The 24,653-nt window shown below is 65.2% G+C and carries 19 protein-coding genes and 1 tRNA gene; 7 read left to right on the plus strand and 13 right to left on the minus strand.

The genetic code is table 11. The annotated features are described in order from the left end of the window. Positions 1-5 precede the first annotated feature (5 nt). Positions 6-584 carry an NADPH-dependent FMN reductase gene (locus tag AC1DQQ_RS08880; RefSeq protein WP_478030643.1) on the minus strand — a complete coding sequence of 193 codons (579 nt, stop codon included), beginning with the start codon at positions 582-584 and terminating at the stop codon, positions 6-8. A gap of 128 nt (positions 585-712) precedes the next feature. On the opposite strand from AC1DQQ_RS08880, the gene AC1DQQ_RS08885 reads away from it, so the two are divergent. From AC1DQQ_RS08885 to AC1DQQ_RS08895, 3 genes are all read left to right on the plus strand, one after another. Beyond that, positions 713-2,830, plus strand: a complete 2,118-nt coding sequence (locus tag AC1DQQ_RS08885) for a transglycosylase domain-containing protein (RefSeq protein ID WP_478030645.1) — start codon at positions 713-715, stop codon at positions 2,828-2,830. A 218-nt stretch (positions 2,831-3,048) separates the two neighbouring features. After that, positions 3,049-4,053, plus strand: a complete 1,005-nt coding sequence (locus AC1DQQ_RS08890) for a threonine aldolase family protein (RefSeq protein ID WP_478044906.1) — start codon at positions 3,049-3,051, stop codon at positions 4,051-4,053. A 241-nt stretch (positions 4,054-4,294) separates the two neighbouring features. After that, the gene (locus AC1DQQ_RS08895; RefSeq protein WP_478044908.1) at positions 4,295-5,218 is read left to right on the plus strand and encodes a DMT family transporter; all 924 of its coding nucleotides are present in this window, start codon (positions 4,295-4,297) and stop codon (positions 5,216-5,218) included. Here AC1DQQ_RS08895 and AC1DQQ_RS08900 read toward each other — a convergent pair. Together AC1DQQ_RS08900 and AC1DQQ_RS08905 are read right to left on the minus strand one after the other, a co-directional pair. Next, positions 5,215-5,979: a Rossmann-fold NAD(P)-binding domain-containing protein gene (locus AC1DQQ_RS08900; RefSeq protein WP_478044909.1), complete on the minus strand. Its 765-nt coding sequence runs from the start codon at positions 5,977-5,979 to the stop codon at positions 5,215-5,217. The two genes, AC1DQQ_RS08895 and AC1DQQ_RS08900, sit on opposite strands and share 4 nt — an antisense overlap. After that, positions 5,966-7,654, minus strand: a complete 1,689-nt coding sequence (locus AC1DQQ_RS08905) for a M28 family metallopeptidase (RefSeq protein ID WP_478044910.1) — start codon at positions 7,652-7,654, stop codon at positions 5,966-5,968. Before AC1DQQ_RS08905 ends, AC1DQQ_RS08900 begins: the two co-directional genes overlap by 14 nt. Positions 7,655-7,764: 110 nt before the next feature. On the opposite strand from AC1DQQ_RS08905, the gene pepN reads away from it, so the two are divergent. Then, positions 7,765-10,380, plus strand: a complete 2,616-nt coding sequence (gene pepN / locus AC1DQQ_RS08910; protein ID WP_478044912.1) for an aminopeptidase N — start codon at positions 7,765-7,767, stop codon at positions 10,378-10,380. A 189-nt stretch (positions 10,381-10,569) separates the two neighbouring features. On the opposite strand, the gene AC1DQQ_RS08915 is transcribed toward pepN, so the two are convergent. After that, positions 10,570-10,941 (minus strand): tRNA-binding protein, encoded by a 372-nt coding sequence (locus tag AC1DQQ_RS08915; RefSeq protein WP_478039469.1) that lies wholly within the window; start codon positions 10,939-10,941, stop codon positions 10,570-10,572. Continuing rightward, positions 10,941-11,612 carry a glutathione S-transferase family protein gene (locus tag AC1DQQ_RS08920; RefSeq protein ID WP_478039467.1) on the minus strand — a complete coding sequence of 224 codons (672 nt, stop codon included), beginning with the start codon at positions 11,610-11,612 and terminating at the stop codon, positions 10,941-10,943. The genes AC1DQQ_RS08915 and AC1DQQ_RS08920 overlap by 1 nt, the downstream gene beginning before the upstream one ends. 42 nt (positions 11,613-11,654) lie before the next feature. Between AC1DQQ_RS08920 and AC1DQQ_RS08925 the strand changes: the two genes are divergently transcribed. After that, positions 11,655-12,128 (plus strand): hypothetical protein, encoded by a 474-nt coding sequence (locus AC1DQQ_RS08925; RefSeq protein WP_478039465.1) that lies wholly within the window; start codon positions 11,655-11,657, stop codon positions 12,126-12,128. A gap of 190 nt (positions 12,129-12,318) precedes the next feature. Here AC1DQQ_RS08925 and AC1DQQ_RS08930 read toward each other — a convergent pair whose 3' ends face one another. From AC1DQQ_RS08930 to AC1DQQ_RS08960, 7 genes are all read right to left on the minus strand, one after another. Continuing rightward, a complete protein-coding gene (locus AC1DQQ_RS08930) occupies positions 12,319-12,876 on the minus strand; it encodes a carboxymuconolactone decarboxylase family protein (protein ID WP_478039463.1) in 558 nt (185 codons plus the stop codon). Between the two features lie 100 nt (positions 12,877-12,976). Then, a complete protein-coding gene (locus AC1DQQ_RS08935) occupies positions 12,977-13,393 on the minus strand; it encodes a hypothetical protein (RefSeq protein WP_478039461.1) in 417 nt (138 codons plus the stop codon). A gap of 60 nt (positions 13,394-13,453) precedes the next feature. Continuing rightward, positions 13,454-17,965, minus strand: coding sequence for a glutamate synthase large subunit (gene gltB / locus AC1DQQ_RS08940; RefSeq protein WP_478044913.1), 4,512 nt, complete (start codon positions 17,963-17,965; stop codon positions 13,454-13,456). After that, a complete protein-coding gene (locus AC1DQQ_RS08945; protein ID WP_478044915.1) occupies positions 17,962-18,639 on the minus strand; it encodes a DUF2059 domain-containing protein in 678 nt (225 codons plus the stop codon). Before AC1DQQ_RS08945 ends, gltB begins: the two co-directional genes overlap by 4 nt. A gap of 31 nt (positions 18,640-18,670) precedes the next feature. Beyond that, positions 18,671-20,110 (minus strand): NAD(P)-dependent oxidoreductase, encoded by a 1,440-nt coding sequence (locus AC1DQQ_RS08950; RefSeq protein WP_478044917.1) that lies wholly within the window; start codon positions 20,108-20,110, stop codon positions 18,671-18,673. A 156-nt stretch (positions 20,111-20,266) separates the two neighbouring features. Continuing rightward, positions 20,267-21,073: an undecaprenyl-diphosphate phosphatase gene (locus AC1DQQ_RS08955; RefSeq protein WP_478030663.1), complete on the minus strand. Its 807-nt coding sequence runs from the start codon at positions 21,071-21,073 to the stop codon at positions 20,267-20,269. Positions 21,074-21,126: 53 nt separating this feature from the next. Continuing rightward, complete coding sequence (locus AC1DQQ_RS08960) at positions 21,127-22,083, minus strand: complex I NDUFA9 subunit family protein (RefSeq protein WP_478045273.1); 957 nt, start codon at positions 22,081-22,083, stop codon at positions 21,127-21,129. Between the two features lie 117 nt (positions 22,084-22,200). Here AC1DQQ_RS08960 and AC1DQQ_RS08965 point away from each other — a divergent pair. Further along, positions 22,201-22,287, plus strand: a tRNA-Leu gene (locus tag AC1DQQ_RS08965). A gap of 275 nt (positions 22,288-22,562) precedes the next feature. Here AC1DQQ_RS08965 and AC1DQQ_RS08970 read toward each other — a convergent pair. After that, positions 22,563-23,468: a LysR family transcriptional regulator gene (locus tag AC1DQQ_RS08970; RefSeq protein WP_478044919.1), complete on the minus strand. Its 906-nt coding sequence runs from the start codon at positions 23,466-23,468 to the stop codon at positions 22,563-22,565. A gap of 98 nt (positions 23,469-23,566) precedes the next feature. Here AC1DQQ_RS08970 and AC1DQQ_RS08975 point away from each other — a divergent pair, with 98 nt between their 5' ends. Further along, positions 23,567-24,556 (plus strand): aldo/keto reductase, encoded by a 990-nt coding sequence (locus tag AC1DQQ_RS08975; RefSeq protein ID WP_478044920.1) that lies wholly within the window; start codon positions 23,567-23,569, stop codon positions 24,554-24,556. Positions 24,557-24,653 lie beyond the last annotated feature (97 nt).

Genomic DNA, 24,653 nt, shown 5'->3' on the forward strand with positions numbered 1-24,653 from the left:
GAAGCCTAACTACTCGTCCGCTCGACCAGCGGCGCAAAGCGGGCGACTTGCCGCCCGATCAGGCACAATTGCTCGACCACTGCCGGGTCGGTCGCCCCGCCCTGGCCATCGAACTGCGTGACCTGGGTATTGATCGCCGCCGCGAACGGCGTCGGCCAGCCGCGTAGCGCGTGGACGATCGAGCGCAGCGCCGCGATCGTCGACCCCGTCGCTTGCCAGCCATAAGCGGTGGCGATCAGCCCTACCGGCATGTCGGCGAGGTAAGGTCGATCGTCCTTGGCGGTCTCCTCGAGCAAATCGAGCGCGTTCTTGACCACGCCCGACAGGCTGCCGTGATAGCCGGGACTGGCGATGATCACGCCGGAGGCCTTGCGCACCGCGTCGACGAACTCGCGTTCCTGCGAGGTCCGCGAGGTCGCACGCGGGTCATAGAGCGGCAGCCGCGCCATATCCTCGCCGCCGAACAATCGGGTCGTGAATCCTTCGCGTTCGACCGCATCGAGCGCGATCCTGAGCGCGCGTTCGGTCGACGAAACCGCGCCGATCGTTCCTCCGATTCCGACGATCAACGGTTTGTCCGGCATCCCAACTCCTTCGCCACGCATTGTCCCGCGATAGCCTCCCTGCGCGCGATCTGCTACAGCGGCATTGCACGGTCTGTGTTATTCTAGTAATACGCCTGTTGGCCCCGTGGGCCGTGTGGAAGCAGTGGATGCGCGACGACCCCTTTGACGGCAACCGACGACCCGACCCCCGCTGGGGCGCGCATTCGGCCTATCCCGACGATTATCTGAGCCAGGCGGCAACGGCGGTTCCTCCACCCGATTCGACGGGCGGTACGGGCCAGCCTGAGCCCGGCTACACCACCAACCTGCCGGTCGTTCGCAAGAAGCGCCGCTGGGGCCGCATCATCGTGCGCGCGCTGGCCGCGTGCGTGGTACTGTTCGTGATCCTGGTCGGCTGGCTGGCGATCACCGCGCCGCTCTCCAAGTCGTTGCAGCCGCCTACCCCACCCTCGGTGACCTTGCTCGCCGCGGACGGCACGCCGATCGCGCGGCGGGGCGCAACGGTCGACAAACCCGTCGATGCGTCGAAATTGCCCAAATACGTGCCAGGCGCGTTCATCGCGATCGAGGACCGCCGCTTCTATTCGCATTGGGGCGTCGATCCCTGGGGTATCATGCGCGCGATGGCGCACAATGTGATGGCCGGCGGCGTGCGCGAAGGCGGCAGCACGATCACCCAACAGCTGGCCAAGAACGCCTTTCTCGATTCGGATCGCACCGCCGGGCGCAAACTGCGCGAGGCGCTGATCGCCTTCTGGCTCGAAGCGTGGCTGTCGAAGAACGAGATCCTGTCGCGCTATCTGTCCAACGTCTATTTCGGCGACAACGTCTATGGCCTGCGCGCCGCCTCGCTCCATTATTTCAACGTCGAACCCGAGCAGTTGAGCGTCAGCCAGGCGGCGATGCTGGCGGGGCTGGTCAAGGCGCCGTCCAAGCTGGCGCCGACCGGCAATCTGCGGGGCGCTCAGGATCGGGAGAAGGTAGTGCTCGGCGCGATGGTCGCCGCCGGCGTCCTGACCAAGGATCAGGCCGATGTGCGGCTGGCTTCGGTCCGCGTACGGCCGGTCAAGGAATTGCCCGACGGCACCTATTTCGCCGACTGGGTCCTGCCAGAGGCGCGCGATACGCAAGGCGATCTCAGCCAGGAAACCAGGGTCGTCACCACGCTTGAACCTCGCTTGCAAAAGGCTGCCGAGCGCGCGGTCAGGCGCGCGGGCCTGCGCCAGGCACAAGTCGCGATCGTCGCGATGCGCCCCGACGGCCGCGTCGTCGCGATGGTCGGCGGCAAGGATTACAAGACCAGCCCGTTCAACCGCGCGACGCAAGCGCGCCGCCAGCCCGGATCGACCTTCAAATTGTTCGTTTACCTGGCGGCGATGCGCGCGGGGATGACTCCCGACGATATGGTCGAGGACGAACCCATCACGATCGGCGGTTGGAGCCCCAAGAACAGCGACGGCCGCTACGAAGGCCAGATCACGCTGCGCCGAGCCTTTCAGAAATCGAGCAATGTCGCCGCGGCGCGGCTGATCCAGAAGGTCGGAATCGACAACGTCATCAAGGCGGCGCGCGACCTCGGCATCTCGACTCCGATCGCTCACGACGCGTCGATCGCGCTCGGCACCTCGACCGGGTCGCTACTCGAACTGACCAGTGCGTTCGCGGCGATCGCCGGCGACGGCTATCCGGTCAGCGCGCGCGGCATCGAGGCGACCGAGGGCAAGGCCTGGTATTCGAACATCGTCGGCGGCCCGCGCTCGCTCGGCGGCAATATCCGCGACGAAATGCTCGACCTGCTGTCGTCCTCGACCGACGGGGGCACCGGACGGCAGGCGGCTTTGTCGGTCCCGACCTATGGCAAGACCGGGACGACGCAGGACAATCGCGACGCCTTGTTCGTCGGCTTCGCCAAGGACCTTGTGGTCGGCGTGTGGGTCGGCAATGACGACAATACCCCCAATGCCGGCCTGTCGGGCGGCGGCATTCCGGCGCGGGTATGGAAGGACTTCATGCAGAACGCGCTGGGCATCGCCCCGCCGCCACCGCCGGCCGTCCCGGCCACGGTCGACGACAATGCGACCGATGGCGACGAGGACGGCACGACGATCGACCCCGGCACCGGCCCGCTTCCGGTCGAGGGCAATATCTCGGGGCTCGGCGTCAACCTCCAGGTCAAGCGCGATGGCACCCTGCGCCTGTCGCCCGCCCCCGACCCCGGCGACCGCCCGCCGCGGCCGCCCAATGAGGATGATGGCGAGCATTAAGCTCTAGCTCGACCTCTTGTTTCCCCTCTCCCGCGTGCGGGAGAGGGAGGGGCCCGCCGCGCAGCGGTGGGAGGGTGAGGGTCTTCTTTCTTCTTCGATCGACGCGATGAGAAAGAAGAAGAAAGAAGACCCTCACCCAACCCTCTCCCGCCAGCGGGAGAGGGCTAGGAGGATATTTCCCTCTTCCCTCTCGCCCCCGCATGAAAGATGGAGCCACTATGCGCTTCTTCTCCGACAACGCCGCCCCGGCCTGCCCCGCGGTGATCGACGCGATCTCTGCCGCTAATGTCCTCGACACCGCTTATGACGGCGACCGCTGGTCGAAGCAGCTCAACGGGCGCTTCTCCGACCTGTTCGGAACGCAGGTGGAGGTGTTGTGGACACCCTCGGGCACCTCGGCCAATTGCCTCGCGCTGGCGGCGCTCTGCCAGCCGCACGGCGCGGTCATCTGTCACCGTGAGGCGCATATCAACAATGACGAGGCGGGAGCGCCGGGCTTCTACCTCCACGGCGCCAAATTGCTGCTGGCCGAGGGGCCGGGCGCCAAGGTGACGCCGGACGCGGTCAAGGGGGTGCTCGCCGGCATCCGCAACGACGTCCACCAGGTCCAGGCGCATGCGCTATCGATCACCAACGCGACCGAATACGGCCTCAGCTACACGCCCGATGAAGTCGCCGCACTGGGTAACCTCGCCAAGGCGCGCGGGCTCGGCTTCCATATGGACGGCGCGCGCTTCGCCAATGCCGTGGTGCATTCGGGCGCCGATCTCGCCGATTTGACCTGGCGCGCCGGGGTTGATGCGCTGAGCTTCGGGTTCATCAAGAATGGCGGGATGACCGCCGATGCATTGGTGTTCTTCAAGCCCGAGCTGGCCACGGCGACCCATTATCGCCGCAAGCGCGCGGGGTTGCTCGCGTCGAAAGGGCGCTACCTGGCGGCGCAGATCCTGGCGATGCTCGACAATGACGTGTGGCTGAAGAATGCGCTTGCCGCCAATGCCGGCGCTGCGCTGCTGGCGCGCGCGGCGGGTGACCGACTGGTCTATCCGGTCGAAGCGAACGAGGTGTTCCTGCGCGCGACACCGGCGGAAGCGGCGAGTTTGCGTGCTCTGGGCTTCGACTTCTACGACTGGGCGCCCGGCGAAGTGCGACTGGTCACCTGCTGGGACCAGGCCGAGGACGCGATCCGCCCGCTGGCGGACGCGATCGCGGCTTTGCCGTAATTCCCTCTCCCGCTTGCGGGAGAGGGAGGGGCCCGCGAAGCGGGAGGGTGAGGGTCTTCTTTCTTCTTTTGAGTGCTCTTTTTGAGTGCTCTCGCTTGGAAGAAGAAAGAAGACCCTCACCCAAACCCTCTCCCGCAAGCGGGAGAGGGCCTAAAAAAAGGCGGTCGTCCATAGACTCACCTTTTCATCCGACAAGCAGAAGCCGGGTTGTTACGCCCACACACCACGGTAGAGCGGAATCGTGCTCCAGCCGCCCCAAGCCAAGCCCCGCTCCACCACGCTCAGCGTGCTGGTACCGTTCGGCATCGTCACTCTGATCTGGGGATCGACCTGGCTGGTGATCCGCGATCAATTGGGCGTGGTGCCGCCGAGCTGGTCGGTAACCTATCGCTTTCTGGTCGCCGGCATCTGCATGGCCGGCTGGGCGCTGTGGAAGCACGAGAGCTGGCGGCTGGGCGCGCGCGGTTATGGCTTCGCGGCTTTGCTCGGGCTGCTCCAATTCTCCGGTAATTTCAATTTCGTCTATCGCGCCGAACAGCACGTCACCTCGGGCCTGGTGTCGGTGGTGTTCGCGATGCTGCTGATCCCCAATGCGCTGTTCGGCCGCGTCTTTCTCGGTCAGAAGCTCGGCCGCCAGCTGATGATGGGATCGGCGATCGCGATGGCGGGCGTCATCCTGCTGTTCGTGCGCGAAGCGCGAGTCGATCCGCATGGACCGGGCCAGGTGCTCGCCGGGATCGGCTTCACTTTGTGCGCGATCCTGTGTGCGTCGACCGCCAACGTCATGCAGGCGACGCCGACCGCAGCACGCTACCCGATGGGCACCACTGTCGCGGTCGCGATGCTCGCGGGCGCGGCGATTGATGCGATATTTGCCTATGCCACCACCGGCGCGCCGGTGATCGAGCATCGCGCCATCTATTGGGTCGGCACGCTCTATCTCGGCATCTTCGCCTCGGCGCTCGCTTTCCCGCTCTATTTCGGGGTGATCCGCACGATCGGCCCGGCCAAGGCGGCCTATTCGAGCGTGATCGTGCCGGTCATCGCGATGATGCTGTCGACCCTGTTCGAAGGCTATCGCTGGTCGGGGCTGGCGATCGGCGGCGCCGCGCTGGCCGCATTCGGGCTGGTCGTCGCCCTCAGGGCCAGAAGGCCCAATCGCTAAACCAGAGCGCGCAGGCCCAACCGATAGTCGGCATAGACCGGCCGCCAGCCCAGCACGCGTTTCGCCTTCAGGTTCGACACCCGCCGGTTCTCGGCGTGGAAGGCGCGCGCTTCGGGCGTCAGCGCATCGAGCGCGACGATCGGCGGCGGATCGATGCCGAGCAAATTCGCGGCGAACTCGATCACCGCATCCTGGCTCATGGGCATGTCATCGGACAGATTATAGGCACCAGGCGGCGCGTCGAACCCGGCGATCACGCCGGCGGCGAGATCGTCGACATGGATGCGGCTGAACACTTGCCCGGCGATTCCGGTCCGGTGTGCCCGTCCGCTCCGCACGCGATCGAGCGGCGAACGGCCCGGACCGTAAATGCCCGGCAGGCGGAACACCCGCGCGCCGAGCGACAGCCAATCGGCATCCGCGCGGTTGCGGGCCTGCCGCCGCCCAAGGATCGGCGCGCTTTCGTCGACCCAGGCCCCTCCGGCGTCGCCATAGACGCCGGTCGAGGAGAGATAGCCGAGCCACTTGCCGCCATCCGCCAGCGCCGCGCCGTAGCGTGCGAGGACGGGATCGACCGCGTCGGGCGGCACCGAGGACAGGATATGCGTCGCGCGATCGATCGCCGCGATCACGCCGTCGCGATCGTCGAAATCGAGATTGCCCGCGCTCCCGGTCGCGACGACCTCCCAGCCTTGGAGCCGGGCGGCGACGACGCTCGCCGCATAGCCCAAGCCAAAGATCAGAAGGTTATTTCGCGCCATAACCGCCGAAATACGTCCCGAAATAATCGCCCTTGTTCCAGCGCGGCCGCTCGTCGTTATCGGCGATTTCGCGCGCGATCGTGTAATTGACCGTCACGAACCGCACCCCTTGCGCCCAATCGAGCGGCTGCGACAGGTCGTCCGACGGCTGATGGTAATGATTGGCCATGAAGTCGTCCCAGGCCGCCTTGCCCGCGCCCTTCTCACCCGGCCACAGGAAGACCGAGGGAATGCCTTTCTGGACGAAACGGAAATGGTCGGAGCGCACGAAGATGCCCTGCTCCGGCATCGGGTCGGGCGACATCGACACGCCGACCGATCCCGCCGCGCGCTCGACGATCGGCCCCAGCGTCGAGCGCTGCGCCCCGAACACCACCATGTCCTCGAACGGATAGGTGATCAGCGGCATGTCGAGATTGACGTCGGCGACGATCGACTTGAGCGGCACGGTCGGGTTGTTGGCGAAATAGTCCGAGCCGATCAGGCCCTTTTCCTCGGCGGTCACCGCCAGGAACAGGATCGTTCGCCGCGGCGGCTTGCCCGACGCGACGAACCGCTTCGCCTCTTCGATCAGGCTGGCGATGCCGATGGCGTTATCCTCGGCGCCATTGTTGATCGTGTCGCCGGTCTTGTCGGGGGCACCGACGCCGATATGGTCAAGGTGCGCCGACAGGATGACGACTTCATCCTGCAACTTGGGGTCGCTTCCGGGCAGGACGCCGATCACGTTCGACGACGGCATCGGTCGCGTCTCGGTCTTGATCGCGACCGACAAGGTACCGTTGAGCGCGACCGGCTTGAACGCTGCATCGTCACTGTCCGCTGCCTTGCGTATCTGATCCCAGCCGATCCTGGCGCCGGCGAACATCTTCGCAGCGGCGCCCGTAGACAAGGTCCCCAGCACCGGCACGCCCTCGGCGCCGCCGGTGCTCTTGCCGTTGGACCAGGTCACCCGTTCGCGGTCCCAGGACCGCGCCAGCGCCGCGATCGGGAAATTGCCGCGCCCGCCGCGCGGGCTTTCGATCTGGACCGCGCCGATCGCGCCATGGTCGGCGGCGATCCGCGCCTTGGTCGCCGCACTCGAGAAGAAGGCTCTTTCTTCGCCGTCATATTTGGTCGGCGCGCCGCTGACAAAAGCGACGATCTTTCCCTTCACATCGACGCCGCGATAATCGTCGCGTTTGTAATCGGGCGCGACGATGCCGTAGCCGACGAAGACGATCGACGCGTTGACGCTGGTCTCCGCCTTGGCGGCATTGGCCGAGGGCACGAAATCCTCGCCGAACACGAGCGTCTGTGGTTTCCCGCCGGACGGCGTCCAGACGAAATTGCCCTTGTCGGCCAGCTTGACGCCGATCAGCGGCACCTTCTGAAGATAGCCGCCATCATCGCCCCCAGGGCGCAGCCCGGCGGCGTAGAATTGCGCCGCGACATATTGCGCGGCGATGTCGAATTCGGCGCTACCCGCTTCCCGCCCGCGCATCGCGTCGGACGCCAGGAACATGACATGGGCTTTCATCGCCGCTTGGTCGGCGGGAAGCGGCGCATTGACCCGCTCGTTGATCGACCTGGCGCTCTCCTTTTTCGGAGTCGGGATGCCCGGAACCTTCCCGGTCTGCGCCAGCGCAGTCCCGGCGGCGAGCGTCAATGCGACCGCGCCGATCAGTCTCAACATGGCTTTCCTCTTGGCTGTCCCTGTCGCGGCGCGTAGCAGACCGATGAAACTTGGCAACGCTGCGTGATGTTTACGATAAAGCCAGGCCAACGAGAACGAACGAGAACAGAATGATCGACGCCCAATCCGCCCTTGCCAACCCAGTCGTGACGCGCCGCGAGGATTACAGCGCGCCCGATTGGCTGGTCCCGGACATCGCGCTCGATTTCGAGCTCGATCCGGCGACGACGCGGGTCAAGGCGGCGCTCGATGTGACGCGCAGCGGCGATCACGATCGCCCGCTCCGGCTCGATGGCGACGGGCAGGTGCCGCTGTCGGTCAGCGTCGACGGCAATCCGCACAATGACTGGCGGATGGACGGGTCGGACCTGGTCATCGACCTTCCCGCCGGCAAGCACCGGGTCGAGACCGAGGTCGAGATCCATCCCGACCGCAATACCCAGCTGATGGGGCTCTACGCGTCGGGCGGCAATCTGTGCACGCAATGCGAGGCGGAAGGGTTTCGCCGCATCACCTTCTTTCCCGACCGGCCCGATGTGCTCGCGCGCTATTCGGTCAGGATGACGGCGGACAAGAAGCGCTTCCCGATCCTGCTCGCCAATGGCGATCCGATCGCCTCGGGCGATCTCGACCCAGAAGAAGGGAAACCGACCCGCCACTGGGCCGAATGGCGCGACCCTTTTCCCAAGCCAAGCTATCTGTTCGCTATGGTCGCGGGCAACCTTGCCGCCAATCGCGCGACCTTCACCACCATGTCGGGGCGCAGGGTCGAGCTCGGCATCTGGGTGCGCGAACGCGATCTGGCCAAGACCAAGCATGCGCTCGACGCGCTGCAACTGGCGATGGCGTGGGACGAGAAAGTCTATGGCCGTGAATATGATCTCGATGTGTTCAACATCGTCGCGGTCGACGATTTCAACTTCGGCGCGATGGAAAATAAGGGGCTGAACATCTTCAACAGCCGCTACATCCTGGCCGATCCCGACACCGCGACCGATTACGATTACGACGCGATCGCCGCGGTTGTGGCGCACGAATATTTCCACAATTGGTCGGGCAATCGCGTGACCTGCCGTGACTGGTTCCAGCTCAGCTTGAAGGAAGGCTTCACCGTCTTTCGCGACCAGAGCTTCTCGGCCGACCAGGGATCGGCGGCGGTCAAAAGGATCGAGGATGTGCGCGGCCTGCGCGCCAGCCAGTTCCCCGAGGATAACGGCCCGCTGGCACATCCGGTACGGCCCGAAAGCTATATCGAAATCTCCAACTTCTACACCGCGACGATCTACAACAAGGGTGCGGAGCTGATCCGAATGATGGCGACGATCCTGGGCAAGGATCGCTTCCGCCGCGCCACCGACCTCTATTTCGATCGCTTCGACGGGACGGCCGCGACCTGCGAAGATTTCGTCCGCTGCATGGAAGAAGGCGGCGACATCGACCTGACCCAGTTCCGCTTATGGTATTCGCAGGCGGGAACGCCGCGTGTCTCCGCCGCGCTCGATCACGATGCGGGATCGGGCCGCGCCACCTTGCGCCTCGCGCAACACACGCCGCCCACGCCCGGCCAGTCGGTCAAGGAACCCATGGTCCTGCCGCTCAAGCTCAAGCTGTTCGGCAGCGCGACTGGCGCGGCGCTGGGTCAAGAGCAACTCTACTTGCTCGATCAGCCGACCAGCGAGATCGTGTTCGACGGCGTGAGCGAAGCGCCGGTGCTGTCGATCAACCGCAGCTTCTCCGCGCCGGTCATCATCGACAGCGACCGTTCGGCGCGCGACCTTGCGTTCCTCTCGGCGCACGACGACGACTCGTTCGCGCGCTACGAAGCGATGCAACAGCTGATGCTCGATACGTTGGTGACTGCGACGCAGCTCGGCCGCGCCGATCATGGCCCGCTGATCGAGGCGGTGCGCCGCACGCTCGAGGATGAGGCGCTCGACCATGCCTTTGTCGCGGAAGCGGTGTTACTCCCGTCGGACAGCTTCATCGGCGACCAGCTCGAGCGGGTCGATCCCGAGGCGGTGTTTCGCGCGCGCGAGGCGCTGCGCCGCGACCTGGGCAAGACGCTCGCACCCTTATGGCGCCAAGCCTATGTCGATGCCTCGACCGGCGCCCCGTTCGTCTATTCGCCCGCCGCCAAGGCCGATCGCCGGATGCGCACCGTCGCTCTCGGCTATATCGCCGCCTCGGGCGCCGACGATGCCGCCGATGTGGCGTTCGCCCAGTTCGAGACAGCGGACAATATGACCGACCGCCAGGGCGCGCTGACCACGCTCGCCAACGGTATGTCGGACAAGCGGATCGCCGCGCTCGACATCTTCTACAATCGCTATTCGACCGACGCGCTGGTGCTCGACAAATGGTTCCAGACCCAGGCGCTGTCGTCGCGCGACGACACCCCGGCGACGGTCGAGGAACTGGCGCGGCATCCCGACTTCACGCTGGCCAATCCCAACCGCGCGCGCTCGCTGGTCGGCGCGTTCAGCGTCAACCAGCGCGCGTTCCACGCCGCGGGCGGCGCGGGCTATCGCTTCCTGGCGGACAATCTGATCGCGCTCGACCGGCTCAATCCGCAGACCGCCGCCAAGCTGCTGCCGCCGCTGGGTCGCTGGCGCCGGTTCGACGAGACTCGCGCGGCACTGATGAAGGCGGAGCTGGAGCGGATCCTGGCAACGCCGGGCCTGTCGAAGGATCTGTTCGAGCAGGCGTCGAAGAGTTTGGAGGGGTAGTGCCAAATAAACCCTCCCCCCTTGTGGGAGAGGGATACGGAGACTTGGGTCCGTCAGGACCCTAGTCGTAGTTGGGAGAGGGGAAGCGGTCGCGACGCGACCGCGCTCCGCTTCCCCTCACCAAGCTACGCTAGCGAGCAAGCTCGCAAGCTTCGCTATCCTCTCCCACAAGGGGAGAGGATTTAATGGCTAAAACAACCGCCCGCCGTTGGGCACCGGCTCGCTCGGCCCGATCAGCACCACCTTGCCGCCCGAATCCGGAAACCCCAGCGTCAGCACCTCCGACCTCATCGGCCCGATCTGGCGCGGCGGAAAATTGACCACGGCGGCGACCTGGCGGCCGATCAGATCCTCCAGCGCATAATGTTCGGTGATCTGCGCCGACGAGCGTTTGGTGCCGATCGGATCGCCGAAATCGATCGTCAGCTTGAACGCCGGCTTGCGCGCCTCGGGGAAGGGCTCGGCGGCGACGATCGTGCCGACGCGGATGTCGACCTTGAGGAAATCGTCGAAGGCGATCGTCTCGGCCGCCGGCGCGGCGCTGTCGTGGGTGACGTGCATCAGAAATTCACATCATGATAATGCGGCGAGGCGGGAATGCCTTCCATCCGCTCGCTCAACAGCGGGCGGAAGCTCGGGCGGCTCTTCATGCCACCATACCAGCGCGCGGTCTGTTCGTGATTCTTCCAGTCGATCCCGCCGAGATAGTCGGCGACCGAGATCTGCGCCGCGGCCGCCAGATCGGCGAGGCTGAGCGTCGCGCCGCCCATCCAATTATGCCGATCGAGTAGGTAGTCGGTGTAATCGAGATATTCGACCGCCGACTTCATCGCCTCGCGCAGCACGCGCGCGTCGGGGCTCGCCTTGGTGACGACGCGCTTGAGCATGCGCTCGCCCAGCAGTCGCTCGGTCACGTCGCGGAAGAAGAAGGTGTCGAACCAAGTCGCCAGGCGGCGGATCTCGGCGCGCTGGATCGCGGTGCCGTTGATCATCTGCGCCTTATCAACCGTCTCCTCGAAATATTCGCAGATGACCAGCGAATCGATCAGCCGGATGTCCCGCTGGGCGTCGGTGATCACCGGCGTCTGTCCCGCCGGGTTCATGTCGATGAACTCGTCGCGCCGCTCCCACGGATTCTCGCGCACCAATGTATAGCCGACCCCCTTCTCCCCGAGGAGCAGCCGGACCTTGCGCGAGAAGGGGCAGAGCGGGAATTGAAGGAGTTGCCACATCCTACCGCTGTTATAAGCTGGCGACGGGCGGGGGAAGATGGCTTGGCAGACTATTCGTTCGACGATCGCTTCGAGACCGTCGCAATCACCTGGAGCCAACCCGAAGCCGCGGTGATGCTGTCGATGTTCGACTTCTACGGCATCCCGGCGTTTGCACTCGGGCGCCGGCATGTTTCGGCACAGGGTCCGATCCTGACCGCGCTGCAGGGTATCCAGATACGCGTCGCCCTGGGGTCCCTGAATGAGGCACTCGACCTGCTCGCCGAAGTCGCCGAGCGGCCCGCGGCGGTTCGACCCTACGCGTTCGGACTGCCCGGATTGTATCGCATCATCGTCGTTCTGGCATTGCTTGCGGCCACGGCGATGCCCGTGGCGCTCGTCCTGATCGGTCCGGACGACGGCATGGCGACGATTGCGCTGGTGCTGCTCACGCAGCTGTTGCTGGTGTTCAACGGCGCGCCGCCACCGCGCACGCCGTCCTACTTCATGCTATGGAAGCGGACCGCGACGGCGTAAAATCTCTATCCGGCAGAATCGTATTTAGACCACCCCGGCGAAGGCTGGGGCCCAGCCGCGATCCGCTCCCAGCGGCGCCATCCCCATACTGGCCCCCAGCCTTCCCCGGGGTGGAATTCAATCCATACCAATCAGGCTTGACCAATCCCCGCGCCCATCACCAGCGCGACCCTGCCGGCGACGCGCCCGGTCATCGCGGGAAGTCCGCGTCGAGCATTTGCCCGTCGTCGAGTTGCACCCCGAAGCTGTTCAGGAACATCGACACCTGGGTGTATTGGCCGACGGTGAAGACCGCATCCATCCGCTGGCGCTCACTCAAATCGCTCAGGCCCGCCCAGGTCGCGTCGCTGACGAAGAAATCGCGCACCAGATCGTCGGCGACGCGCATCAGGGCGGCATCGGCCGCGCTCCAGCCCGGGGCGTCGGGGCCGAGCTTGATACGGTCGATCTCTTCCTGGCTGAGCCCCGATTGCAGCCCGATCCGCGTGTGCTGCACCCATTCATAGCCCGAGCGGCACAGCCAGCCGGAGCGCAGGATCAGCAATTCGCGCTCGCGCGGCGCCAGCGAATTGCGGTCGGACAGGATATACCCGCCCCACAGGTTGAACCGCTTCAGCGCCTTGGGCGCGCGCGCCATCGTGCGGAAGATATTGAGCACGCGTCCACCGAACGGTGCCAGCACCTCGCGTTGTTCGTCGTCGAGTTCGCTATCGGCGAGCGGCGCCACTCGCGGCTGGCTGAGCCTCATCGATCCCTCTCCTTATGTTGGAGAAGGGTAGCCGATACCCATCGTTCGACAAGCCCGACAGCAACGCCATCAGGTCACCATATTCGGTTTTCCGAGTGGGTCAGTTAGGGTTGGTCGTCCCCAGCACCCGGCGAATGCGCTCGGTCGTCGCCTTGAGCTCGTCCGACACCGCCACCGCGGCGCCTGCGGTCCGGCCGGCCGCGACCACCGTCTGCTTGGCGTTACGGTGAATCTCGTTGCGGTAATCGGGATTGCGGCGCGCCGCCATGCTGTCGAGCGTGTCGCTGGGACGGATGCTCGAATCGGGCGCGATCGCGGCCATTGGGCCGACTCGCGTCTGCATCACTGCATCGGTCAGCGCGTCGATCAGTCCGACGACGCCATTCTGCACCATCGGGTTGTTGAGCGCATTGGCCGCCGCGCGCGCGTCCATCTGCGGCGGCGGGGCATCGCGATCTTGCGCGATCGCCGGAGTCGCGGCGAAAGCGAGGACGGGAAGCAGCATATAGTTACGCATGACACATCACCCGAGAAACGACCGGTGAGTCGCCTTATAGCACCGATCGCCCCTTCAACGCTACTCTGCGGCCTGGAGTTCCTCGCTGTCGTCGAGCGCGTGCGGTAATCGCTCGAGCATCTCCTTCGGGATAACTTGCCAGAACTTGGTGCGCGCGCGATCCCAATCGTCGAGAATCCCTTGCGACCAATTGCTGTCGGTCGCCGCGGCATGCGCGCGGACCAGGTTCTTGAGCACCGCTTCCCAATGCGCCGAAGCCAGCCGCTGCCAAACGATCGAGTCGCCATTGGCGCGCCGCTCGAAGCTGGCGCCGGCGTCGTAGACGAACGCCATCCCGCCGGTCATGCCGGCGCCGAAATTGGCCCCGACCGCGCCGAGCACGACCGCGATGCCGCCGGTCATATATTCGCAGCCATTGGCGCCGCAGCCCTCGACGACGACACTCGCTCCCGAATTGCGCACCGCGAACCGCTCGCCGGCCTGCCCCGCCGCGAACAACCGCCCGCTGGTCGCGCCATAGAGCACGGTGTTGCCGATGATGGTGTTTTCCTGGCTCGCCAGCGGCGAAGAGACGACCGGGCGAACAACGATCGTGCCGCCCGACAGCCCCTTGCCGACATAGTCGTTGGCGTCACCGAACACTTCCAACGTGATGCCCTTGCACAGGAACGCGCCGAGACTCTGCCCGGCCGAGCCGCGCAACCGCACGGTAACATGGCCGTCGGCGAGTTTGTCCATCCCGAAGGTACGCGTGATCTCGCTGGAGAGACGCGTCCCGACCGCGCGGTGCGTGTTGCGCACCGAATAGGTCAGCTGCATCTTCTCGCCGCGCGAGAAGACATGCGCCGCATCCTTGATCATCTGCGCGTCGAGGCTGTCGGGCACTTCGTTGCGCCAGGTCTGCAGGCTGAAACGGCGCTGGTCCTCATCGGCATCGACCTTGGCCAGGATCGGGTTGAGGTCGAGATCGTCGAGATGTTCGGCGCCGCGGCTGACCTGACGCAGCAATTCGGTGCGGCCGATGATCTCGTCGAGGCTGCGCACGCCGAGCCGCGCCAGGATGTCGCGCACTTCCTCGGCGATGAAGGTCATCAGGTTGATGACCTTTTCCGGGCTTCCGGTGAACTTGTCGCGCAGCTTGGCATCCTGGGTGCAGACGCCGACCGGGCAGGTGTTGGAATGGCATTGCCGCACCATGATGCAGCCCATCGCGACCAGGCTGAGCGTGCCGATGCCGAATTCCTCGGCCCCCAGGATCGCGGCGATGACGATGTCGCGTCCGGTCTTGAGCCCGCCATCGGTGCGCAGCTTCACCCGGCCGCGCAAGCCGTTGAGCGTCAGCGTCTGGTTGACTTCGGACAACCCCATTTCCCACGGCGTGCCGGCATATTTGATGCTGGTCTGGGGCGACGCGCCGGTGCCGCCGACATGGCCCGACACCAGGATGACGTCGGCATGCGCCTTGGCGACGCCGGCTGCCACGGTGCCGATTCCCGCCGAGCTGACCAGCTTCACGCAGACCCGGGCGCGCGGATTGATCTGCTTCAGATCGTAGATCAGCTGCGCCAGATCCTCGATCGAATAGATGTCGTGATGCGGCGGCGGGCTGATCAGGGTCACGCCGGGCGTGGCGTGGCGCAATTTGGCGATGAATTCGGTGACCTTGAAGCCGGGCAGCTGGCCGCCCTCGCCGGGCTTGGCGCCCTGCGCGACCTTGATCTCGATCTCGTCGCAAGCATTGAGATATTCCGCCGTCACGCCGAACCGGCCCGAGGCGATCTGCTTGACGCCCGAATTGGCGTTGTCGCCGTTTTCGTAGGGCTGGTAGCGTAGCTTGTCCTCGCCGCCCTCGCCCGACACCGCCTTGGCGCCGATCCGGTTCATCGCGATGGCCAGCGTCTCATGCGCTTCGGGCGACAGCGCGCCCAGGCTCATGCCCGGGGTGACGAAGCGCTTGCGGATCTCGGTGATCGGCTCGACCTGGTCGATCGCGATCCCTTCGTCGGGGAAATTGAACTGGAGCAGGTCGCGCAGATAGACCGGCGGCAAATCGGCTACCCCGCGCGAGAATTTCTGATAGGTCGAATAGCTGTCGGTTCCGACCGCGGTTTGCAGCAGATGCATCAGCTGCGCCGAATAAGCATGCGTCTCGCCGCCATAGCGCTGCCGGTAGAAGCCGCCGATCGGCAAGGTCGCCACGCCCGTATCGAACGCCTGCTGATGACGCAGTTCGGCATTGAGGTGGAGCGAGGCATAGCCCTCGCCCGAAATCTTCGCCGGCATGCCCGGGAACAAATCGGCGACCAGGCTGCGCGACAGACCGACGGCTTCGAAATTATAGCCGCCGCGATAGCTGGAGATCACCGCGATCCCCATCTTGGACATGATCTTGAGCAGGCCTTCCTCGACTGCCTTGCGATGATTGCCGAGGCACTTGTCGAGGCTGAGGTCGCCGAACAGTCCACGCGCATGACGATCGGCGATCGCCGCTTCGGACAGATAGGCATAGACCGTAGTCGCGCCGACCCCGATCAGCACCGCATAATAATGCGTGTCAAGGCATTCGGCGGTCTCGATATTGACCGAGCAATAAGAGCGCAGGCCCCGGCGGACGAGGTGCGTGTGCACCGCCGCCGCCGCCAGCACGCCGGCGATCGCGACCTTGTCCGGGCCGATCGCGCGGTCGGACAGGAAGATCTCGCTCTTGCCCTCGCGCACGGCTTGTTCAGCCTGGTTGCGGATGCGCTGGATTGCGGTGCGCAGCGCATCGGGCCCGCCGCCCGCGGCGAAGGTGCAATCGATCTCGGCGGTCTGGCTGCCGAAATGTGCCTTGAGCTTGGCCCAGTCGGCGCCGGTCAGCACCGGACTTTCGAGCACCAGCACGCGGTCCTGCCGCACGCCGGTGTCGAGGATATTGGCCAAATTGCCGAAGCGCGTCTTGAGCGACATTACGTGGCGCTCGCGCAGACTGTCGATCGGCGGGTTGGTGACCTGCGAGAAATTCTGGCGGAAGAACTGGCTGATCAGTCGCGGCTTGTCCGAGATGACCGCAAGCGGCGTATCGTCGCCCATCGATCCGATCGCTTCCTTGGCGGTCTCGACCATCGGCGACAGGATCAACTCCATGTCTTCCAACGTCTGGCCGGCAGCGACCTGGCGCCGCAGCAGCTCGGCGCGGTCGAAACGGGTGACCGTTTCGCCCTTGGGCGCCGGAAGTTCATCGACGGTCAGGAACTCGCCGATCATCGTGGCGTAATCGTGCTCGTCGGCGATGCGATCCTTGACCTCGCGGTCGTGGAGCAGGCGCCCTTGCTCGAGATCGACCGCAATCATCTGGCCCGGTCCGAGCCGGCCCTTTTCGACGATCATCGTTTCGGGCACGACGACCATGCCCGCTTCCGACCCGACGATCAGCAGCCCGTCGGAAGTCTGGGTATAGCGCAACGGCCGGAGCGCATTGCGGTCCATGCCGGCGACCGCCCAGCGGCCGTCGGTCATCGCCAGCGCGGCGGGGCCGTCCCACGGCTCCATCACCGAGCCGAGATATTTGAACATGTCGAGATGCTTCTTCGGCATCTCGCCCTTCGGTCCCCATGCCTCGGGCACCAGCATCAGCTTGGCGGTGGGCGCGTCGCGGCCAGAGCGGCAGATCGCCTCGAACACCGCGTCAAGCGCCGCGGTGTCCGACGCCCCCGCCGGGATCACCGGCTTGATGTCTTCCGACGCTTCGCCGAACGCGTTCGCCGCCATCTTGATCTCGTGGCTGAGCATCCAGTTCTTGTTGCCGCGGATCGTGTTGATCTCGCCATTGTGCGCGAGGCAGCGGAACGGCTGCGCCAGCCACCATTGCGGGAAGGTGTTGGTCGAATAACGCTGATGGAAGATCGCGACGCGGCTCTCAAACCGCGGGTCCTTGAGGTCGGGGTAGAAGACCGACAGGCTCTCGGCCAGGAACAGCCCCTTATAGACGATCGAGCGGCAGCTCAGCGAACAGATGTAGAAGCCGTTGATCTGCGCGGCGATGACGCGCTTTTCGATGCGGCGGCGAACGAGATACAGATCCTTCTCGAACTCCTCGGCCGATTGCGTGCCCGGCAAGGGGCCGGCGATCATGATCTGCTCGATTTCGGGCCGCGTTTCCTGCGCCTTGCGGCCGATTACCGACACGTCGACCGGCACCTGCCGCCAGCCATAGATCGAATAGCCCGCCTCGATGATCACGCTTTCGACGATCGTGCGGCACGATTCCTGTGCGCCAAGATCGGTGCGCGGCAGGAAGATCATGCCGACCGCGAGCTGGTTGTCGGCGACCTTGTGCCCCGACGCCTGGATCGCCTCGTCGAAGAATTTGTGCGGCAAGTCGACATGGAGGCCGGCGCCATCGCCGGTCTTGCCATCGGCATCGACCGCGCCGCGGTGCCATACCGCCTTCAGCGCATCGATCGCCGACTGCACGACCCGGCGCGACGGCTGGCCGTCGGTCGCGGCGACAAGGCCGACGCCACAGGCATCGGATTCGAATTCGGGACGGTACATCCCCTCGGCAGCGAGGCGGGCGCGTTGATCGGTCATTGCGCTGTCTTTCTCTTTGGGGGCGGCAGATCCTTGGTCGCCGCCTCGACCTTGGCCATGATCGTCGGCATCCGCTCGATCATCTTCGGTGCGAAAGCCTGCATCGCCTTCATCATGTCCGGACCCATCATCAGCGTCATCGATTCGCGCGCGTATATCTGGCCGGTCGGAGTCTGAAAGAAGGTGTGGAGGTCATTGAGCTGGGCGACGGTAAATCGCCGTGCATAGGCATTCGCAAACGCGACTCGCACGTCGGGCTCGACCTCGTTCATCAGGGCGGTCATTTCACCCATCATGACGTTCATCGACCGGCGCATACGCTCCTCGAAAAAGGGATCGTCCTCAGCCAAGACTTGGCGAAACGTCTTGCCTGTCGATTTATCGGGGCCGTCCGCCTTCAATCCCTTGGCGAACGTGTCTGCAGGCATGTCGTACATGCTGGCCATCGTCCCGTTCACCATCTGGTCCATGACCGCCCGCATGATGCGCTCGTAGGTCCCCAGCGGCCAGACCTGGTCGATAACCTGTCGCGCAGCCGCCAGCCGCGCGGGGTCGACCGGTCCGAGGTCGGCCGGGCCAGCTACAGGCGAAGATGCTGCCGACGGCACGCTTTGCGCAGACGCCGGTGCGGCGAGGAACATTGTCGCGATGGTGAAAAGGGGTGCCCTAATCATGGCAGTTTCCCCCGCGCGTCCGCGCACCCCGTCATGCCGCCTTCCTTTCGATCGCCCTCTTCGCGCGCAAATATTTGTCCATATGCGCCGCGACATCGCGCCCGTCGCGCACCGCCCACACCACCAGGCTCGCGCCGCGAACGATGTCGCCGGCGGCAAACACGCCATCCAGGCTGGTCATCAGCGTGGCATTGTCGACCAGCAACGTCCCCCAGCGCGTCACCCCGAGCTCGGGCGCGTTAAACAATCGCGGCAGATCCTCAGCGTCGAAGCCAAGCGCCTTGATCACCAGATCGGCCCGACGAACTTCGCTCTCGCCACCATCGGGTTCCGGCGCGCGGCGACCGCTGGCGTCGGGCGCGCCGAGCCGCATCCGCGCGATCGATACGCTGTCGACCGTATCGCTACCGCCGAATGCCTCGGGCGCCGATAGCCAGACGAATTCGACGCCTTCCTCCTCGGCATTGCCGACCTCGCGCCGCGAGCCGGGCATGTTGGCGCGGTCGCGGCGATAGAGGCAGGCGACCGAGGCCGCGCCCTGGCGCACTGCGGTCCGCACGCAATCCATCGCGGTGTCGCCGCCGCCGACCACGATCACATTCTTGCCAGCCGCATTGAGCGCACCGCTGTCGAAATCGGGCACGGCGTCGCCGAAGCTCTTGCGGTTCGACGCGGTCAGATAGTCGAGTGCCTCGACCACGCCGTTCGCCTCGACCCCCGGGGCGGCAAGACCGCGCGCCTTGTACACGCCGGTCGCGACCAGGATGGCGTCGTGCTTGGTCCGCAATTCCTCGAGTCCGGCTTCGCGCCCGACCTCGAACCCTTCGTGAAACACGATGCCGCCCGCTTTCAGGCGATCGACGCGACGCATCACCACCGGCTTTTCAAGCTTGAACCCGGGGATGCCATAGGTCAGCAATCCGCCCGCGCGGTCGTGTCGGTCATAGATATGGACTTCATACCCAGCGACACGCAGCAGCTCGGCCGCGGTCAGCCCGGCCGGTCCCGCACCAATGATGCCGACTGACTGGCCGCGCGCCGGCCCCGGCACGATCGGTTCGACCCAGCCATTTTCCCAGGCGGTGTCGGTGATAAATTTCTCGACCGAGCCAATCGTCACCGCGCCATGGCCGGAGAACTCGATCACGCAATTGCCTTCGCACAACCGGTCCTGCGGGCAGATGCGGCCGCAAATCTCCGGCATGGTCGAGGTCGCGTTGCTGAGCTCATAGGCCTCGCGCAACCGACCCTCGGCCGTCAGCCGCAGCCAATCGGGGATGTGATTGTGCAGCGGACAATGCACCGAACAATAAGGCACGCCGCACTGCGAGCAGCGCGCCGACTGTTCCTCGGCAGCGGGAACGCGATAACGGTCGGCGATCTCGCGAAAGTCCTCCGCGCGCTGTTGAGCGTCGCGCTTGGCCGGATAGGCCTGCGTTACACCCACGAATTTCAGCATATCACCGGCCATCGCCCGCTCCCTTCGGAACGGCCGCTAGCCTGTTTCTCTCCGTTCGTCACGCAAATTCGGTCCGATACGGCAGTTATACTGCCTTATTTAACCGTCATTCTGGGTTGTTCCGCCGCATAGCGTGGAGAAGATCATCTATTTAGTTCCGATGCGGACTTATTTGAGCAGGAACACCAGTGCCAAGGCGCCGACAGCGATTCGGTACCAGCCGAACGGGCTGAACCCCGTCTTGCCGACCAGCCCGACGAACCACCTGACCACGAGCAAGGCGACGACGAACGCGACCACGAAACCGACGGCGATCAGGCCGAACCCGACGCTGTTCGCGGCCATCAGTTCGTGCCGCTTGGTGACGAGTTCGAGCACGGTCGCGCCGAGCATGGTCGGGATGGCGAGAAAGAAACTGAATTCGGCCGCCGTCCGGCGTTCGACCCCCAGACTCAACGCGCCGAGGATCGTCGCGCCCGAACGGCTGACGCCGGGGATCATCGCCAGGCATTGGATGAAGCCGATGCCGATTACCTTGGGCAGCGGAATCTCGGCGACGCCCTTGATCCGGCCTTCCCTGACCGTGCGTTCGATGCCGATGATCGCGATGCCGCCGACGATCAGCGCAATCGCCACCGTCAGCGGCGATCCGAGCAGTTTCTCGATCTGCTTGTGCAAGACGAGCCCGATCACTGCGGCGGGCAGGAACGCGACGAGCAGGTTGCGGACGAAGCGGACCGAGGTCGGATCGAACCGCAACAGCCCCTGGAGCACGGCCCAGAAGGTCCGCCAATAGAGGACGACGATCGCCAGAATCGCGCCCAATTGGATGACGATGTTGAACAGCGCCCAATATTCGGAATTATAGCCGAGCAGCGCGCTGGCCAGAATGAGGTGCCCGGTCGAGGAAACCGGCAGGAATTCGGTCACGCCCTCGACAATGCCGAGGATGATGGCGGTAATCACGTCGTTCACGGGGGATACTCCCTATACGCGGGCGCAGCCGCGAACGGATGTCTGTTGGAAGGTCAGGCCGCCTTGGCACGCAGGCCGAACCGGCCCGCCTTGCGATATTGCACCAGCCAGGACCCCGCGACCGCCTCCATCGGCGTCGGCGTGATGCCAAGCGATTCGAGCCCCGGAAGCGTGCCGCCGGCGACATTGTCGGTCTTGAGCATCTTCCACTGGTCGAGCTTGATCGGCGCGCCCGGCAGGAAGCCGGCGTAAGCGATCGCCTGGCCGGCAATATCGGGCAATTCGATGAAGTCGGCCTCGCGCCCGATCGTCTCGGACAGCCAGCGCAGCAGTTCGCGCATCGTAATGACTTCGGGACCGGTCGCCTCGATCGTCCGGCCAGCCTGCGAATCGCTCTCTTCCAAAGCCCGCACGACCGCGCGCGCGACGTCGACGACATGGACCGGCTGGAATTTAGCGCCCGCGCGCAACACCGGCACCGCCGCGCGGCCGAACACGCCCGGGGCACTGCTGATCATCCCGGCGAAGCGGTTGAGGAACTTGTCTTCAGGCCCGAACACGACCGAGGGACGGAGCACGAGGGCATCCGGAAAAACCTCGCGCGCCGCGGCTTCGCCCGCTGCCTTGCTGGCATAATAACGCGACGGCGACTCGGCATCGGCACCGAGCGCCGAGAGATGGAGGAACGCCGCCGCGCCGGTATCGCGCGCCGCCTTCGCCGCCCCGCGCACGCCCGCGACGTGGATGCCGTGGAAATCGGGACCCCAGGTTCCCACCAGATAGACCACGGCGTCCGAGCCGGCGACCGCACGCGAGATCGTGTCCGGCTTCGTCACGTCGGCGGCGACGAACTGCGTCTGACCGAGCCCGCCCAGCGGCTTCAGGAACCAGGCGCGGCGCGGATCGCGCTCGACCACGCGAATCCGCGCGCCCGCGGCGAGCAATTCCTGCGCGACGTAACGGCCGATGAATCCGCCTCCGCCGATCAGTGTTACCAGCTTGTCCTTCATGACGATCCTCGACACCATGCCTGGCCTCCCCATGCCGCGACCCGCGCCGTGCCGCAAGCGTCGCGGTCGCTGTTGACAACCAGCAGGTGCGCCAATAGAGCGCGCCCCCTACCCCGTGCCCAGATGGCGGAATTGGTAGACGCACCAGCTTCAGGTGCTGGCGCTCGCAAGGGCGTGGAGGTTCGAGTCCTCTTCTGGGCACCAGGGACCTTCCGGCATCGTCCGGAAAGGTCCACCGAGCGGCTGGTTTACGGCATATTTTTATCGAAAATCGCCGAATGGACCTGCCGCTATGGGAGCGCGCGGAGCGCCCAGCGTTGAATCGCACGTGTGCTACGGAATCACCGTCGCATGGACCAATCGGGATGTTGTCGACTGAACGACGGGACTGCGGACGCGGGCGCCATACGGAGACGGGCAATGACATTTTCCGGTCAGCTGGTCCGAATTTGTGACGGAAGCGCCGACGGTGAGCGCGATTAGCGAGCCGGCCGGTTCGCGGCGACGAAGAAGTCTATGAACGCGCGAACTGCCGGACGTACGTGACGGCGACTGGCATGGTATAGATAATAGCCGGGAAAAGGCGGGCAATTATCGGGAAACAGTTCCACCAATTCGCCGCTGGCCAGGTAATCCGCGACCCGATGTTCGTGGAGGAAGGCGATCCCCATGCCATCGAGCGTGGCGCGGACCATGAGCTGATCGTCATTGGTGGTGAAGGAGTCTCGAGCGGCGCCCAGCGTGATTTCCGCGCCATCGCGGACCACTTCCCATTGATAGACGCCGCCGCCGGTGAAGCGGCGAACCAGGCACCGATGCCGCGCCAGATCCTCGAGCGCCAGGGGAGCGCCGTGGCGGTCGATATAGGCTGGGGCGGCGACGATCGTGAAGCGTTGTGGTCCGCCAATCCGTGTGGCGATCATGTCCGGTTGCAGGTTTTCGCCGAGGCGAAGCCCGACGTCGAAGCCATCGGCGACGATATCGACGAAGCGATCCTCGACGACCAGATCGATCGCCACCGACGGATAGGCCTCGGCAAAGGCGGCAAGATGCGGTCCGATCATCTGCAGCGTGGCAGAGCGCGGCGCGGTCACGCGCACAGGACCAGCGGGGGTGGTGTCGGTAGCGTGCGCATCGCGCATCGCTTCCTCGATCTCGCCCAATGCCGGACCGAGCCGGCCGAGCAGCCGCTGCCCGGCTTCGGTCAGCGCTAGGCTGCGCGTGGTGCGATTGAGCAAACGCATGCCCAGCCGCGCCTCCAGCGCGCCGACCGTGTGACTGACCGCCGATGGCGACATGCCGAGTTGGCGGGCGGCGGCGCGAAAGCCGCCGGTGCGGGCGACTTCGGCAAACAAGGCAAGCTGGGGCAGGCGGTCGCGATCCATTGATCGATCTCATCGAACAGGATGTACGATATAGATGGCCTAATCCGGACAGTCGAGCACGCCATATCGCTGGCGCACTTTCTGATGGAGACGTGATCATGCAAATGCGAAAACTCGGACCTCTGGATGTTTCGGCCATCGGGCTCGGTTGCATGGGCTTCACCGCGGCTTACGGCGGCCAGGACGAAGGCGCGTCGGTCGCGACGCTGCACCGCGCGGTCGAACTCGGCGTCACCCTGTTCGATACTGCCGAGGTGTACGGCCCTTATGAGAACGAACCGATCGTCGGCCGCGGGCTGAAGGAGGTTCGGGACAAGGTTCAGATTGCGACCAAATTCGGCTTCCGGATCGGCAACGAGGGCATCGGCTTCCAGCGGACCACCGGGCTGGATGGATCGGCGGCCAATGCAAAGCGCGTCGCCGAGGCGTCACTGAAGCGGCTGGGCACCGACGTGATCGATCTCTATTATCTCCACCGCCCCGATCCGGCGACCCCGATCGAGGACTCGGTCGGCGCGATGGCGGACCTGGTCCGGGAAGGAAAGGTGCGGGCGATCGGCTTGTCCGAAGTTACCGCCGATCAGCTGCGGCGCGCGCATGCGGTCCATCCGATCGCCGCGTTGCAGAGCGAATATTCGCTGTGGCAACGCGACGTAGAGGCAAGCATCCTGCCGGCGTGTCGCGAACTCGGCATCGGGTTCGTGCCCTATAGCCCGCTCGGACGCGGGTTCCTGTCGGGCCAGATTCGCAGTAGGGAAGATCTCGAGCAGGATGATTTCCGCTCGACCCTACCCCGCTTTGCCGAGGGCAATCTGGAGGCGAACCTGTCGCTGGTCGACACCCTCTCGGCCATGGCGGGCGAGCGGGGCGTCTCGGCGGCACAACTGGCGCTCGCCTGGGTGCTGGCGCAGGGCGATGACGTGGTGCCGATCCCCGGCGCGCGCAAAATCCCGCATCTGGAAGACAATGTCGCCGCGGCCGACATCGCATTGTCGGATGACGACATCGCCCGTATCGGCGGCGTCATGGCTGAGGTGCGGGGCGAGCGCTATGGCCAGCGCGAGGCGGCGCTGGTCGACCGGAAGTGATCTCGTCGGCAACAATCAGGCCACAACAAAACGATCCTAAAAAAACCGCGTGGTGTCTGCTCGATGGCAGAGGCCGCGCGGCCGGGATTCAGTTCGC

The sequence above is a fragment of the Sphingomonas sp. P4_G3 genome, from assembly GCF_056401105.1.

Coding starts and splice junctions, on each gene's coding strand:
- AC1DQQ_RS08960 (WP_478045273.1), bottom strand. CDS start 22,083: ATGAAGGACAAGCTGGTAACACTGATCGGCGGAGGCGGATTCATCGGC.
- AC1DQQ_RS08970 (WP_478044919.1), bottom strand. CDS start 23,468: ATGGATCGCGACCGCCTGCCCCAGCTTGCCTTGTTTGCCGAAGTCGCC.
- AC1DQQ_RS08900 (WP_478044909.1), bottom strand. CDS start 5,979: ATGGCGCGAAATAACCTTCTGATCTTTGGCTTGGGCTATGCGGCGAGC.
- AC1DQQ_RS08930 (WP_478039463.1), bottom strand. CDS start 12,876: ATGAGGCTCAGCCAGCCGCGAGTGGCGCCGCTCGCCGATAGCGAACTC.
- AC1DQQ_RS08935 (WP_478039461.1), bottom strand. CDS start 13,393: ATGCGTAACTATATGCTGCTTCCCGTCCTCGCTTTCGCCGCGACTCCG.
- AC1DQQ_RS08885 (WP_478030645.1), top strand. CDS start 713: ATGCGCGACGACCCCTTTGACGGCAACCGACGACCCGACCCCCGCTGG.
- AC1DQQ_RS08950 (WP_478044917.1), bottom strand. CDS start 20,110: ATGGCCGGTGATATGCTGAAATTCGTGGGTGTAACGCAGGCCTATCCG.
- AC1DQQ_RS08945 (WP_478044915.1), bottom strand. CDS start 18,639: ATGATTAGGGCACCCCTTTTCACCATCGCGACAATGTTCCTCGCCGCA.
- AC1DQQ_RS08880 (WP_478030643.1), bottom strand. CDS start 584: ATGCCGGACAAACCGTTGATCGTCGGAATCGGAGGAACGATCGGCGCG.
- pepN (WP_478044912.1), top strand. CDS start 7,765: ATGATCGACGCCCAATCCGCCCTTGCCAACCCAGTCGTGACGCGCCGC.
- AC1DQQ_RS08920 (WP_478039467.1), bottom strand. CDS start 11,612: ATGTGGCAACTCCTTCAATTCCCGCTCTGCCCCTTCTCGCGCAAGGTC.
- AC1DQQ_RS08915 (WP_478039469.1), bottom strand. CDS start 10,941: ATGCACGTCACCCACGACAGCGCCGCGCCGGCGGCCGAGACGATCGCC.
- gltB (WP_478044913.1), bottom strand. CDS start 17,965: ATGACCGATCAACGCGCCCGCCTCGCTGCCGAGGGGATGTACCGTCCC.
- AC1DQQ_RS08975 (WP_478044920.1), top strand. CDS start 23,567: ATGCAAATGCGAAAACTCGGACCTCTGGATGTTTCGGCCATCGGGCTC.
- AC1DQQ_RS08905 (WP_478044910.1), bottom strand. CDS start 7,654: ATGTTGAGACTGATCGGCGCGGTCGCATTGACGCTCGCCGCCGGGACT.
- AC1DQQ_RS08890 (WP_478044906.1), top strand. CDS start 3,049: ATGCGCTTCTTCTCCGACAACGCCGCCCCGGCCTGCCCCGCGGTGATC.